At 35.7% G+C, this 15910-nt stretch carries 9 protein-coding genes and 1 pseudogene; all 10 read right to left on the minus strand.

Annotation, left to right across the window (positions count from 1 at the left end; translation table 11 throughout):
• Positions 1-3: 3 nt before the first annotated feature.
• Entirely contained in the window at positions 4-1482 is a 1479-nt protein-coding gene (locus OZP09_RS04320) for an alpha-L-fucosidase (RefSeq protein ID WP_269236704.1), read from the minus strand.
• 55 nt (positions 1483-1537) lie between these two features.
• Positions 1538-3388, minus strand: coding sequence for a beta-galactosidase (locus tag OZP09_RS04325; RefSeq protein ID WP_281310357.1), 1851 nt, complete (start codon positions 3386-3388; stop codon positions 1538-1540).
• Between the two features lie 19 nt (positions 3389-3407).
• Positions 3408-5720, minus strand: a complete 2313-nt coding sequence (locus OZP09_RS04330; protein WP_269236707.1) for a glycoside hydrolase family 20 protein — start codon at positions 5718-5720, stop codon at positions 3408-3410.
• 227 nt (positions 5721-5947) lie between these two features.
• Positions 5948-6976 carry an isoaspartyl peptidase/L-asparaginase family protein gene (locus tag OZP09_RS04335; RefSeq protein ID WP_269236708.1) on the minus strand — a complete coding sequence of 343 codons (1029 nt, stop codon included), beginning with the start codon at positions 6974-6976 and terminating at the stop codon, positions 5948-5950.
• 32 nt (positions 6977-7008) lie between these two features.
• Positions 7009-8087 (minus strand): annotated as a pseudogene (locus OZP09_RS04340) (putative glycoside hydrolase).
• Positions 8088-8089: 2 nt separating this feature from the next.
• Positions 8090-9235 carry a glycoside hydrolase family 18 protein gene (locus OZP09_RS04345; RefSeq protein WP_281310358.1) on the minus strand — a complete coding sequence of 382 codons (1146 nt, stop codon included), beginning with the start codon at positions 9233-9235 and terminating at the stop codon, positions 8090-8092.
• 49 nt (positions 9236-9284) lie between these two features.
• On the minus strand, positions 9285-10352 hold the full coding sequence (locus OZP09_RS04350; protein ID WP_269236711.1) for a carbohydrate-binding family 9-like protein: 1068 nt from the start codon (positions 10350-10352) through the stop codon (positions 9285-9287).
• Positions 10353-10362: 10 nt separating this feature from the next.
• Positions 10363-11328 carry a glycoside hydrolase family 130 protein gene (locus OZP09_RS04355; RefSeq protein ID WP_269236712.1) on the minus strand — a complete coding sequence of 322 codons (966 nt, stop codon included), beginning with the start codon at positions 11326-11328 and terminating at the stop codon, positions 10363-10365.
• A 316-nt stretch (positions 11329-11644) separates the two neighbouring features.
• Positions 11645-13522: a sodium:solute symporter family protein gene (locus tag OZP09_RS04360; RefSeq protein WP_281310359.1), complete on the minus strand. Its 1878-nt coding sequence runs from the start codon at positions 13520-13522 to the stop codon at positions 11645-11647.
• 146 nt (positions 13523-13668) lie between these two features.
• Positions 13669-15909, minus strand: coding sequence for a GH92 family glycosyl hydrolase (locus tag OZP09_RS04365; protein ID WP_269236714.1), 2241 nt, complete (start codon positions 15907-15909; stop codon positions 13669-13671).
• Between the last annotated feature and the right edge of the window lies 1 nt (position 15910).

A 15910-nucleotide genomic window follows, 5' to 3' on the forward strand; every position in this document is an offset into this window, starting at 1 on the left:
CTGTTAAATAGCTTCAATTTTTAAAGTCCAGGCTTCTTTACATGGTAAATTATTTCTTAAGTTTTCCGGAATAACTACTTTAAATCCGTTTCCTTCTTTTGTCCATTTTAAAGAAGTTTTAGAACCTAACATGGTAATTTTTGTTCCTTTTTTAGGGCTGATTGATTTCACAATAATTTCTGCCGGAATTTTATCTTCTCCTTCTTTAGCTAAATAAAAAGCAAATACATTTCCTGCTTTATTTTGTGTAAAACAGATATTTTCTTCTTTGTAAGGTTCGATTGGTTTTGTATTGTAAATCGCTGTGCTATTTACTTTCATCCAGTCTCCATAAGCTTGTAACAGATCATAAGCCCCTTTATCCCATTCTCCTTCCGGACTTGGCGCCACGTTTAATAATAAGTTTCCGCCTTTTGCTACGATATCAATTAACATATGGATACCTTGTCTTCCAGTCATATATTCTGCACCTGGAGAGTAAGACCATCCACCGCCGGCAGGAATACAAGATTCCCAAGGATAGGGCAAAGTTTTAGCCGGAACACGTCCTTCCGGAGTTAAGTAGTTTTGGTTTTTACCGTGAACAGCTCTGTCAACTACAATTAAGCCTGGTTGTTTCTGACGTGCTTTAACCACTAATTCATCCATTTTAGGATCCTGATCTACTACTCTGTGTTTGATGAAACCATTTTTAGCTTCGTTCTCTGTAAACTTCTCATCATAGTATTCTTTGATGTTTACCTGGTCTCTTTTACGAACCCATCCTCCATCTAACCAAAGAATGTCTACTTTTCCGTAGTTGGTTAAGATTTCTAAGATTTGGTTATGCGTAAAATCAACATATTTCTGCCATTTTTCCGGATATAAAGCCGGATCGTAATTTACGTTTCTGTCGAATGGAGGAAAATACGGATCCCAGTAGTTTTCGTTATGCCAGTCTGGTTTTGAGAAATAAGCACCAGTTGAAATTCCTTCACCTCTAAAAGAGTTGAAAATTTCTTTTAAAACATCTGCTTTTGGATTGGTATGAAAAGGAACGTCATTACTAGTGATCTTATAATCAGAATATTTAGTATCGTACATATTGAATCCGTCATGGTGTTTGGTGGTAAAAACCATGTATTTCATTCCCGCATATTTAGCCGCTTTAGCCCATTTTGCAGGATCAAATTTCACCGGATTAAAAGTCTTTCTTAAACCTTCATAATCTGCAATATATTGGTTGTAATTGGCAGGATTGCTCCCTTTTTTACGTTCACACCATCCATAATCTTCCGGGCAGATAGACCAGGATTCTACAATTCCCCATTGACTGTAAGTACCCCAGTGCATTAGCAGACCAAATTTTTTGCCTTGCCATTCGTATAAGTTTTTCAATACCAACGGATCTGTTTCTGGCACGTATCTTTCATCTTCGTAAATAGCCTGTGAAAACATATTTATCGAAAACAAAAGAGCGATTATGAATATTCCTTTTTTCATCTTTAATATAAATTTATATTTATAGTTTTTGTGCTTTGTTTAATAAGTAGTTTTCTCAATTTAGCTTTTCAAGTATAGGTTGATCTGTAAAAGTTAATTCTGTTTTACTATTTTCATTAAACTGCTCCAATACAACAAACTTATTTTCACCTTTTTTCAACCAACAACCTGGTACATACAGCGTTTGTTGCGGCCCTACTTTCCAGTAGCGTCCAAGATTGTGTCCGTTAACAAATACAATTCCTTTTCCCCAATTTGTCATATCAAGAAAAGTATCGGCTGGTTTATCTATGTTTACTGTAGCTTCATATAAAACTGGTCGTTTCGATTTTATCGTTTCATTTTTAAGAACCGGCACTTCATTCATCGGCATTTTATACATTTCCCATCCGCCACTAATTTCAAATTCATTAATGAATATCGGACTAATGATTCCCTTAGTATTATGAACTATTTCGGCACCGTAATTAATGCGTCCCATGTTTTCAACCAGAATTTCTAAATTAGCGTTAAAAGGAATAGTAACATCCAACTCGTAGTTATTAAAAACTCTATTCAATTCTCCCGCGTAAACTCCGTTTATATAAACTGTTGCAAAGTCTCTCAATCCCTCAATTTTTAATTTACCTGAAATGGGCTGCGTAAATCTTTTTCGATACAAAACATATCCATGTCCCTGCCCTAATTTTTCAAATGTTAATGGCTGATCGTTTACAACAGCTTTTTCTTTTTTGATCCAGCTTAAAACATCCATGCTAGATTTGATAAGCTGATTAGGATATTTTGTAACTGGTATTTTCTCTGGAATCGGTGCTAATTTCGTTTTAGAATACTTTTGCATTACTTCACGAATTGCCATGAATTTTGGTGTTGTCCACCCTGCTTCGCTAATTGGTGCATCATAATCATAACTTGTAATATCAGGCTGAATATCCTTTTCTTCATTATAATTTGCTCCAGAAGTAAATCCGAAATTAGTACCACCATGTACCATATAATAATTGAAAGAAACCCCTGCATCAAGATACTTTTTAGTCTGGCTTGCAATTTCCTCAGATCCAATTTTAATAAATGGTTCTGCCCAATGATCTAACCAGCCGGAATAAAACTCTGCAACCATATAAGGCCCCTGTCCTTTATGGAATTTATCAACCTCTTTCTTTAAATTATCGATATTTGATTCTCCATTTGAAGTTGGCAAAACGCCATCAACCATTCCGCCTTCAAACAGCCAAGTACCGTCGGAAGTAAAAAAAGGCTCTTGAAACCCAGTTTGTTTAAGCGTATTGTAAATTGCAGTTTTGTATGCTGTATGATCAGCAGATGTAATATCTGTTCTCTGAGAAACATAAGAACCAAATTCATTTTCAACCTGAACCATAATAATAGGTCCTCCCTGATTAGAAAAATATCCTTTTACCACTGCAGACAACTGCTCCAAATACGTTTTACAAGCTTCTAAAAATGCTTTGTTATTGGTACGAATTACTAAATCCGGATTATTTTGAAGCCACCAGGGGTATCCTCCAAATTCCCATTCACCACAGGCATACGGGCCTGGTCTAAGAATCACATACAATCCTTCACTTTTGGCAATACGTAAAAACTCAGCTAAATCTCTATTTTCTGATTTAAAATCCCATACACCAGGCGCTGTTTCGTGATAATTCCAAAACACATAAGTTGCCACAGTATTCATTCCCATAGCTTTAAGCATTTGCAATCTATGTCTCCAATACTCTTTAGGAATACGGGCATAGTGCATTTCGCCTGAATGTATTTTAACAATTTTCCCGTCTTGCTTAAATTCTCCATTAGATATAGAAAACGCTTTGGTTTGTGCTGTGCCAAAAAATGGCATCAACCCAATCAATAATATCCCGAGCTTAAATAGTATCTTATTCATTTTTTATCTAACTAAATAATTAATCGATTAAAATTTCATCGACAAACAACCAAGAGCTTTCTCCTTTTGGACTTTTCTTTAAGTTACCTGCGATAACTTTTACAAAACGTGCATTTTGTTTTTGGAAATTGATTTTGAAATCTTTTAATTCTGGAACTGCATTTACGGCATAAGGACGAGTAATTTTCCCCACCTGAGTGTAATTAACGCCATCTGTAGAAATCAAGACTTTAATTTGAATTGGGAAATTAACCCCAGCGCCCTGACTTTCTAAAGCTCCAACTTTTACCTGTTCGATGCTTTCTATTTTTTCTAAGTCGATTACCAATTCCATATCGTTAACCAGCCAAGCCTGCCATTGTCCGTCATGGAAATTTTTACTTCCTCTAATCGTGTTTACCATTGTATTGGCATCCCCTTTATAACTCTGATTGTAAGGCGTTAAGTATTTTACTTTTTTAGCAAATCCTTTGTGGAAAACAATAGTATCGGTATAAGTTTTTCCGACTGGTTTGTCATCCTGAAATAAAGAAGCTTTTAAAACAGTAGTTGCTGCTATTTCAATTGGAGCAACATATTTTACAGCGTGGTGATCGATACTTTTATCGCCTAAAACATAACGAATGTCTGGATTTGGAAACTCATTTTTCAATTCGACTTTGATTTGTTTATTTCCTAAATCAGCTGTAGAAGAAGCCGTTACCAAATAAGCACTTTTCGCATAATTGATTCCTAAATAATCGTAACGTTTGAATAAAGAGAATAATCTTGTTGTAAAATCATTCCAATTGCGTTTCTCTTTCGGGCTCCATAAAGTTTCTGATAAAGCAGCCAATCTTGGAAAAATCATGTATTCAGAATCTTTTGGTAATGCTAAATGTTCTGCCCATAAATTTGCCTGTCCACCTAAAACGTGTGCTGCTTCCTGAGGTGTCATGGTTGAAACTACAGGATCAAATTTGTACACTTCGCTTAAAGGATTGTAAGCATCAAAAGCTAAAGGTTCTTCGTTTTGAGGACCTTGGTAGAAGTTGAAATAACAAGGAGATTCCGGAGTCATAATTACATCGTGACCTTGATCTGCTGCTTCGATGCCGCCTTTCATTCCTCTCCAGCTCATAACAGTTGCATCTGGAGCCAAACCTCCTTCTAAGATTTCATCCCAACCGATCACTTTTTTACCTTTTGAATTGATGTATTTTTCCATACGTTTTACAAAATAACTTTGTAATTCGTTGACATCTTTTAATTTCTCGTCTTTGATTCTTTTCTGACAATGCGGACATTTTGCCCAATTGGTTTTCGTCGCTTCATCACCACCAATATGAATATATTTTGAAGGGAAAATCGTGATTACTTCATCAATTACATTTTGCAAAAATTCAAAAGTTGATTCTTTTCCTGCACAATAAATATCCGTTATCGGCCATAGCCCACCTGATGGAACACCAATTCGCTGATTGAAACAGGCCAATTCTGGATATGCTGCAATTGCACTGCTTACGTGTGCCGGCATTTCGATTTCTGGAATTATTTCGATTCCTTTTGTTGAAGCATATTTTACGATTTCTCTTAATTCATCTTGCGTAAAGAATCCGCCGTACGTTCCTTTTTGATCTGCTGTAACCGGAAGCCTTGCATTCCATGATAAGCTTTCCTGATCTACTCTCAACGCACCAACTTCTGTTAATTTTGGATATTTTTTAATTTCAATTCTCCAACCTTGGTCATCAACCAAATGCAAATGCAACACATTCATTTTGTGCATTGCCAGACGATCGATTGTAGCCAGAACATAATTTTTATCGAAGAAATGACGCGATAAATCCAACATTAAACCTCTCCATTTAAAACGAGGTTCGTCTGTAATGGTCAAACTCGGAATTTCCCATTTTGCAGAAGTAATAGCAAATTTACTTTCAATAGCTTCAGGAAGTAATTGTCTAACACTTTCTAAACCATACATAAAACCAACATTTCCTTTCGCAGAAATCACAATGCTTGTCGGATTTACATCCAAAACGTAAGCTTCGTTTTTTAAATTCGGATCTACTTTAAACTGAACAAAATTACTTGCTGGCACTTTAGTTGTTGTTTCGGGTTTCCATCCTGCGGCCACTTCAAATTTAGAAGCCAAAGCATTTGCAGCATCTTTTTGAAAATCTCCGTTTACGACAAACTTGGTATCTTTTGTAAATTCAAAAACACCCGTTTTAATAAAAGTCTGACTCGGTTTCGGAATGATACGAATATCACTTTCTGTGTAAACTTTCTGGGCATGAGCCGAGAAAACTGAAATGATTAGCGTTAATAGGAATAGTAATTTTTTCATTCTTTGTTTTTTGGTTTGTTTCTTGGTGGTTAGTTTTTAAACACATAGAAACATAGTTTTTTGTTGTGTTGAAAAAGGCGTTTCACTTTGCATTAATTCATATAGTAAACGCTTTGTTTGTCATTTCGACGAAGGAGAAATCGCACTAGAAATTCCGCAATAATAATCGACAATCTTTGTGGTTACGAGTGCGATTTCTCCTTTCAGTCGAAATGACAAATAATACGCTATTTATCCCACGACATTTTAAATTTCGCATCTTCCATTCTGTGTCCTTTTTCATCATCAGAAACAGCGTAATTAAAACCAGATCGCAAACTGTAACCTGCATATTCCCCGTTTTTATTCAAAGCAATAAAACCAACTTGCAGGTATTCCATGTCCTTGTGGTTTTTATGTTTGTTATAAATACGTTCTGTAATTTCTTTACAGGCATCGTAAGGTGATTTTCCCTGACGCATTAATTCGACAACCATTGCGCTTCCGGCAGTTCTGATCACGGCTTCTCCCAAACCAGTTGCTGCTGCAGCACCTACTTCGTTATCCAGGAAAAGGCCCGCGCCGATTATTGGGGAGTCACCGACGCGTCCGTGCATTTTCCAGGCCGCACCACTCGTGGTACAACCGCCAGAAAGATTACCTTCCTGGTCTAACATTAGCATGCTTATAGTATCGTGGTTTTCTATATTAATAACTGGTTTGTATTTAGAATCTTCCAGCCATTTTTTCCAGTCTTTTTCAGATTCCGGAGTCAGTAAATTTTCTTCTTTAAAACCTTCGGCTAAAGCAAATTGTAATGCTCCTTGTCCGGCTAACATAACGTGAGGCGTGTTTTGTAATACTCTTTTTGCAACAGAAATTGGGTGTTTAATTCCTTGAAGAAAACAAACCGAACCACAATTACTGTTGTGGTCCATAATACAGGCATCCAGCGTTACTTTTCCTTCGCGATCGGGATACCCTCCATAACCAACACTACGAACAGTCGGGTCTGCTTCAGGAATTTTCAAACCTGCTTCAAGTGCATCTAAGGCTGATTTTCCGGCTTTCATTTGTTTCCAGGTTTCCTGATTGGCTGGTAAACCATGATTCCATGTTGAAATCACAACTGGCTTTTTTACTTTTTTTAAAGGAAATTCCAGTGTTTGTTCAGTCTCCTCTCCGTGATTTTTTGCAAATCCTCTAAATCCTAAAACAGAACTTACAGCTATTGTGCCTAAGGTTGCTTTTTTTATAAAATTTCTTCTGTTTGACATGGTATTTTTACTTTTAAATGAAATCTTCAGAATTATTTTAAACCTGCTTTTGTTTCTTTGATGGTTTTTAAATTACTTTCAGATAAAGCATTTCCGTCGAAGAAAGAAACTCCAATTGCTCCGTTTTCTTTTGCAAGTAAAATAGCTTCTTTCAATTCCTTATCATTTTCAATCCCGGAATATAAATTCCTGTATTGATTTTGGTTTTCTTGTCTTGTAAATCAGCAACTCCCTGTTTTGTAGCATACCCTACCCAGTCAATTTCTTCATCATAAAAACTGTGGTAAATCATTGGATACACCTCATCAATATTCCACTTGTCCCAACGCTGACGAACCATGTGATCTGCCATTTCGGGATAAGGAAAAACAGCCGCAGTTAATTGTTTGTTGTGTTTGTGTGCAATTTCATACGCATCATCAACAACAGCTCTAATGGCATTTAATCTGAAATTTTTCCACTCCATATCAATAGAAGTGTTGTGGCTTTCTTTTGGATTTTTATGATGGATTTTCTCGAATGCTTTTACACATTCATCACAATAGCAAAAGTCGAATTGCGGTAATTCTACATCCTGAACCAGATTGTATTTTGGCAATAAGCTGATTGGCAAAAAGATGTCCGGGAAACGAATATAATCCAAATGTACACTTTCGATTCCTTCAACTTTTGCTAATTCTTCCACTAAATGCAAAACGTGATTTCTGGATTCTTTTCTTGTTGGACAAAGCCATTGGTAATAATCGACATAAGGTCGATTATCGAAGCAGGATTTTCCTTCTTTACTAACCTGATACCAGTCCGGATGCTGTAATGCAACTGAATCTCCGGGTCTGTTCATCGCCATAATCCAGGCGTGCACTTTCAGGCCTTCTTTTGTAGCTAAAGGCACTATTCTTTTTAAAAGTTTTGGATCTGCTCCTGTATTGATTAATACTTCATCGATTCCTCCATCTTTGTATTTTTTAAATTCTTTTGTATAGTCTGCATCAGATTTTTTAGCATCTGCCGTTGTCCAGACCCCGAATTTAAAAGTAGTTTGTGCTTCTTTTTTGCCACATGAAAGAACACTAAGTGACAGTAAAAAAAATAATAGTTTTGTTAGTTTCATACTTAATTTCTTTGTCTTGTTTGACCTGCACTTTGGTACAATTTGTTTAATAACTCCTGTTTATTGTCTAAGCTATATTCCCAAAACATAGCCCCGCCTAATTTTTTCTGTTTAATAAATGCTGTCTTTAAAGCAATTTCTTTGGGAGTTTCATAAGAAATAAAAATATTGTCCTGAGCATTCCATAAATAGGATGCTTTTGCAGCGTCATCATATAATTCCTGAAATTTTCCTGATTTTAATTCCGCTGCAATTTCCCATGATGACACAATAGCACTTCCTGTTAAGGCTGACTGGTATAAACCATTATTTTCCGGCGTTACTTTTTCCCACTTTCTTCCATAAAAAGGAATTCCTAAAATAAGCTTTTTGGCAGGCACACCTGCTTTTAAAAATTTATCTACCGACTCACTAATACTGTTTCCTCCAAATTTTTCTTCTTTTGATGGAAATAAATTAGCATGATGTCCTGTTTGATAAAACCAGCCGTTATAAAAATCGTAGCACATCAGATTTATAAAATCAAGATATTGATGTGCTTTTTTTAAATCAGTATGATTGATATATTCCTGATCTGTTGCTGCTGCAATAGAGACTAAATAATGCTTATTATCTACCTTAGTTTCCATTTCTAATTGTTTCCGCAATTCGCCTAATAGTAAAGTAAAATTTTCTTTGTCTGAAGGTCTGAAAACATTATCCTCTGCGCGCTGCCCGGGAAATTCCCAATCGATATCAATTCCGTCAAAACCATACGTTTTCATTAGTTTAACAGCACTTTTAGCAAATTTTTCTCTTGATTGCGCATAAGCAGCTATATTTGAAAATTGATCTGACCAAACCCAGCCGCCAATAGAATACAATATTTTTAAACCCGGATTTTGCTTTTTAAGCGCCATTACGCTTTCTATTTTCGCTTTATCTGTAGCCAGTTCAAACTGAACATTACCATCAACAATATTGGCAAAAGCATAATTAAGATGAGTCAGCTTGCCCGCATCAATTTTTGTCACATCAAAATTCTCATAGCCCGCAACATATCCAATTATTTTAAAATCCTCTTTGGGTTGATTTTGTTTTCTTTCTAATGAAGAACAAGCAAAAAAAACACTGATAATCAGGACTGAAAAAAGGGATTTAATTGCCATATTATGCTGTTTAAAATGAACCATTACTGATAAATTGTCTAAATTATTTTTACTTTAAAAACTGACCATCTTCTTTTATGGTAAAAGTTTGATTTGAAAAAGGACTTTTTACCATAATATTATATCCCGAAGAATGATTTTCTAAGATAGGTTTTAAAACCTTACCATCGACTTTGATGGTTTCTTTCGTTAAATCCGTTAATGCTTTTGCCCAGACTTTATTGTTTTGATAATATTCTTTTTGAGCCCTGTATAAATTATAAAGCTCCCATTTTACTTTTTCGTCCTGTGGAATTGTAAAAGTGTCTTTTTCCTCCTTCGAAGAAAAATAAACATAGCCCCATTTTTCGGGTTCATGCATATTGATTACTCCCATTGGTGACCAAACCCAGTTGTACTCCGGAAGAAATTTTCCGTCAGCGTCTTTTTTGCGTTCGTATTTACCGTTAACAATTGTATGCTGCCAGTTTACTCTGGAGAAATTAACTCTCCAGAATTTATCTGCCGGCACATTATATTCGTTGTAAGATTTTTTATAAGATGCCCAGGGAATTGCCATTTCTAAAACCCATCCTTCATCAGTATCGTTTGGGTTATTAAGCGTTCCGTTGATTTTTACCGCTGATTTCAGACCCGGAATATTCCAGTCGTTTAAAACAACATTATCATTTTCTCTGTAAGGTTTTGACAAAAACAAATCCCAGGCTGTATTTAAAGCATTAATTTCTAATTCATAATAATTAAAAGTGTCGCCATCAGGATCAATAAAAACTTCAAAGTCGTTATTATAAAAAATAATCGTATCACGTTGTTTTAAATTTGCCCAGACATGCGGCTCCTCAATTTTTGCTAAAATATAAAAATTGGTTTCATCCCAGAGCATTTTAACTTTTGTTGCATATTTTGGTTTAATATTGTTTTCGATATCTTCAAAAAGAGCTGTCCAGTCTGCTTTATTCCAGGAAATATCAGATTCATCTCCATCGATTAGAATCGGATTTGAAGTTTTAGAAGCTACATAAGTTTTAGGCACAATAGTATTTTTCTTCGATTGTGAAAACATAGCAATCGAAGAAAAAACTAAAACAATTGTTAACCATTGATTTTTTAAAAACATGCTTATTTTTTTATAGACTATTATCTTTTGTAAACTGAATCACTTCACTCAGTTTTCCGAAAGCTATTGCTACTGCTGTATCCGCAGCACCATAATAAACGGTTAATTTATCCTCTTCAGTATCATGCAAAGCTGCACAAGGGAAAACTACGTTTGGAACATCTCCAACCATTTCATAAATCTCTGCCGGGCCTAATAAATAAGGCTGCGTTCTGTATTTTACGATATCCGGTGAGTCTACATCTAAAAGTGCTGATCCCATGGCATAACGAAAACCGTTGCAGGTATTGATAACACCGTGGTAAATCATTAACCAGCCTTCGTCAGTAAGAATCGGAATTGGCCCTGCTCCTACTTTTGTACATTGCCATGCGCTGTCTTCAAAAGGAGTTGGTTTCATTACCAATCTGTGTTCTCCCCAATATTTCATATCCGGGCTGTAACTGATCCAGATATCTCCAAAAGGTGTATGTCCGTTATCACTTGGACGACTTAACATCGCATATTTTCCGTTTATTTTCTGTGGAAATAAAACACCGTTTCTGTTGAAAGGTAAAAAGGCATTTTCGCACTGGAAAAATTCTTTGAAATCAAAAGTATAACCAATTCCAATTGTTGGGCCGTTGTAGCCATTACACCAGGTAATCCAATAACGATCTTCAATAAAAACAACACGGGGATCATATTTATAAGCCGATTCTATCATTTCGGTATTTCCGGATTGCATTACGATTGGATCATGATTAATATCCCAATCAATTCCGTTTTTACTGAAACCGGCAAAAATATTCATTTGAACCGCTTTGTTATCACATCTGAAAACACCTGCATAACCATCTCCAAAAGGAACTACTGCACTATTAAAAATACTATTTGATGATGGTATAGCGTATCTGTCAATAATTGGATTTTCAGAATATCTCCACATTACATCATTGCTGTTTTCGGGTCTGTCTTGCCAAGGGATACTGCTCATTTTTTTGTTTTTTATTGTTTGTTTTATTGTAAAGCTTTGTCATTAATTTAAACACATAGAAACATAGTTTTTGAAAACCGCCTAAAGGCGTTTCACTTGTATTAACAAACATAGCTATGTGTTAGAAACTAGTTTCTTTTTGTATTCTTTTATACACATTTAAAACCTATGTTTCTATGTGTTTAATTTTTTTCTCAATCTTGTCATTTCGAGGAACGAGAAATCGCACTAGAAATTCCGCAATCTAAATCGTCAATCTTTGTCGAGTTTCGTGTGCGATTTCTCGTTCCTCGAAATGACAGACTGTATGTCTTATCTAATCTTCTATTTTTCTAACCTTATCTAACCATGTAAATTTCAATATTGTAGTTGTCACTAAAAACACAACCAATGCTGTAATTGCTTTTGGATAATCCCTGATTATGAAGAATATCGGAAGCAAAATCATACTCGACTGCCACACAATTCCAATTGCACAGTTCATCATATCCAGCCAGAAATCATTGTTTTTTTCGAAAGCCTGATCTTCTGCTTTTAATTGTTTATAAACCGGATTCCAGAATCCCCAAGGTCTTACATTGGAATAGAACGATTTTAAAACTTCCATTTCTGTCGGCTTACTTAAATACGTTCCTAAAAGACAACCTAAAATTGAGAATCCGAATATTAACGGGAACAGATAAATAGCCTGCACTTGCGCTAAATCATATAAAAAAGATCCTTCAGTCAAACTTCCTTTGGCCTGACCTAAAGCAAACTGTAAAGAAGCTACAATCAAACCCGCAAACATTCCCCAGAAATAGCCCCAACCATTAAAACGCCACCAAATCCATTTTAAGAAATTCGCTGCTACGTAACCTCCGTATAAAGCACTTGTAATCCATAGCGTTAAAGAGTTGATGGAATCTGCAAAGAATCCCATGAAAACACCTAAACCCACTACAAGAAAAGATGAAATCTGGCTTACTTTAATATAATGTGCATTTGAAGCTACTGGTTTGAAATATTTTTTATAAATATCATTTACAATGTAAGCCGGTCCAGCGTTTACGAATGCTGAGAATCCCGACATAAAAGCGGCTAATAAACCGGCTAAAAGAATTCCTTTAATTCCAACCGGAATGTATAAATTGACCACTTTGGGCATTAATAATTCCAGGTCAGCTCCTGTTAATCCTGTGTTTGCGTTTAATTCAGGCGCTAAGTTTACTAACGCAATTACCACGATTCCGGTAATTAATAAATATCTCGGGATGAATAAAATCAGGTTGGTAAATCCACTCATATAAGCCGCCTCTTTTACTGATTTGGTCGAAAGAACCCTTTGTAAATCATAACTTGGCGTTGGTCCTGCTACACTTGCAAAAAAACCTTTGAACAAGGTCATCCCAATGAAAGCGCCAAACATTTTGTAGCCTTCTGAATCAATTAAATTATTGAATGTCTGAAACTTATCACTCCATTGAGTTTCAAACTGCCATCCAAAAAACACATTCTTCCATTCTTCTGTAATAACCGAATTAATCTGAATATCTGTATAATTAATGAATGCATAACCTGCAATTAAAGCTCCGGCTGTAATCATAATTAAATATTGTACAACTTCTGTTGCAACTACAGAGAACATTCCGCCCTTTACGGTGTAAATGGTTGTTAGAAAAATAATTAATAAGGCATAAGAACGTTCAGATGTCAATAAAATCATATCGCCGTAGTGGAGCGTTAAATCCCACGGAAGAATAATGGTTACAAATTTTCCGATTCCTTCGAAGAAATAAGCAATGAAACCAATTGTTGAGATAATGGCAAAAATGGCTACAATAATATGAGAAGCTTTTCCTGCTTTGTCGCTTCCAAAACGTGTTAGAATCCATTCAGAACCCGTCATTACTTTTGATCTTCTAATCCAGACCGCAAGGAACATCATCACGAAAATCTGGTTCCAAATCGGCCAAAGCCACATGAACATAAAACTTTTTACTCCATATAAAAACAAAACCCCAATCATCCACGAAGTTCCTGAAACATCAAACATTCCTGATCCGTTGCTCAGACCTAAAAAATACCATTTGATTGTTTTTCCGCCAAGGAAATAGTCATCAAGTCCTTTTGATGCTTTTCTTGAAATCCAGATTCCTATTCCTACCGATAGTAGAATATAAGCTATGATGATTGATACGTCAATTATATCCATTAATTTTTATTGTTAATTAGTTTAGTTCTTTTTTTAGTCCTTAGTTATTAGTCCTTAGTTTTTTAGCTTATGGTTTTATTGTTTGTTTTTTATATTTCTTTTGATGACTGATTACTACAAACTGTAAACTATAAACTGAACACTGACTACTTACTTCCCCAGTTTTTATTGGGCTCTGATCCCATTATAAAATGTAAAATTCCGCCTTGCAATATTTCTTTATGTGATATTGCTGTTTTATTGAATGGAACACCATTAAGTGTTGCTGATTGGATATAGAAATTTTTCTCTGAAACATTTTCTGCTTCAATTACAAATGTTTTTCCGCCATCCAGATTTATGGTGGATTTTTCGAAAATTGGGCTTCCAATTTCGTATTCTCCAGAAGCCGGATTCATTGGATATAACCCCATGGAACTGAAAACATACCAGGCCGACATTTGTCCGCAGTCTTCATTACCGCTTAATCCGTTTGGAGTTGTATTGTATTGTGTATCTAAAATATGACGCACCCAATATTGCGTTCTCCATGGCTGATTCGCATGATTAAACATGTAGGCAATGTGGTGGCTTGGCTCATTTCCGTGCGCATATTGCCCAATTAACCCTGAAATATCTGCAGAAACATTGCTTCCTGTGATTTCTGAACTTTCTGTAAATAACTGCTCCAGACGTTTTGTAAACACTTCGTTACTTCCATGAAGTGAAATTAAATGATCTACATCCTGAGGTACAAACCAACTGTGCTGCCATGCATTTCCTTCAGTATAATCAGTATGTTCCCTGTGATTGGAATGTTTCGGATCAAAAGGCTCATTCCATGATTTTCCGTCTTCAGATTTTCCTCTCATGAATCCGCTTTTCGAATCAAATAAATATTCGTATGCCTGAGAACGTTTTAAGAAAAACTGATAATCATCGTTTTTACCCAATGCTTTGGCCATTTGCGCTACACACCAATCATCATAGGCATATTCTAAAGTAATGGTTACGGATTCGTCTAATTTATTGTACGGAATATAACCGTATTTTTTGTAGAAATTTAATCCGCGTTCATCCTGCATCATGGTGGTTTTCATCGCTTCAAATGCTTTTTCGGCATTAAAACCTTTAATGCCTTTTAAATAGGCATCTACAATTACAGGAATGGAGTGATATCCTGTCATGGTATTAGTTTCATTGGCATATAAAGTCCAGACTGGTAATATTTTTTTTGTATCGTAATACGTTAACATAGAGTTCACCATATCTGAAACTTTGTCTGGTGCCAATAAAGTCAGCAAAGGATTTTCGGCTCTAAAAGTATCCCATAGTGATAAGGTAGAATAGGCGGTATACTCTTTTGCTGTAACAATCTGATCATCCTCTTTTCTAAACTGACCGTTTCTATCACTATAGGTTACAGGGGCAACTTGTGTATGATATAATGCAGTATAAAACATCGTTTTTAACGAATCTACTGGTGTTTCAACTTCAATTTTATTTAAAGCAGTATTCCAGATAGAAACTGCCTGAGATTTTGTATTGTCGAATGTTGATTTTTCATCATCTAAATTATCTTTGGCATTAGCCACACTAACAGATGACAAGGCTACTTTTACCACTAATTCATTGGTATTACTGCTTCCGAAAAATAATTGTGCTGCAGTATTTTCTCCGTCTGCTCTGTTTCCTTCGGTAACCTGCTTATCAGCCAATAAAACTGATTCCGTAATTGGTTTTGAAAATTTAGCAACAAAAAATACTTTCTGATTTTTTGCCCAGCCCGTACTAAAACGATATCCGCTTATGGTATGCTCATCCTCAATTGTAATTCCCGTTTTCAGGGCTTTGTCCCAGTTAATGGCAAATCCCAGATCGATTATAACCGATTGTTTATCATTTTTGAAAAATGTGTATTTATGATAAGCGGTTCTTTGTGAAGAAGTTAATTCTACATTGATCTTAGGATCCTCAAGAAAAACCTGGTAAGAACCCGGTGCTGCTTTTTCGTTAACATGAGTGTATTTAGATTTATAAGGTAATTGATCGCGTGATGTTGTTTTGGTAGTTAAGTCAAGTTTTTTATTAGTTGGCATAAATAAGATATCTGCCAAATCTCCAATTCCTGTTCCGCTTAAATGCAAATGACTGAAACCGGAAACAATAGAATCAGAGTAATGATAACCGGAACACCAATCCCAGTTTGAAACACCGTTGTCCGGACTTACCTGCAGCATCCCAAAAGGAACTGTTGCCCCAGGATATGTATGCCCATGACCACCAGTACCTATAAAAGGATTTACGTGGTCCGTAAAAAGTGTTTCGTGATGATGCTTTTTGTTTACATTTATTTTGCAACTTGCAATTAAAATAACAACCAAAAAAAGCAGGGTAAAATTCTTCATA

It is taken from the genome of Flavobacterium flavigenum, assembly GCF_027111255.2.
Classification (GTDB): Bacteria; Bacteroidota; Bacteroidia; order Flavobacteriales; family Flavobacteriaceae; genus Flavobacterium; species Flavobacterium flavigenum.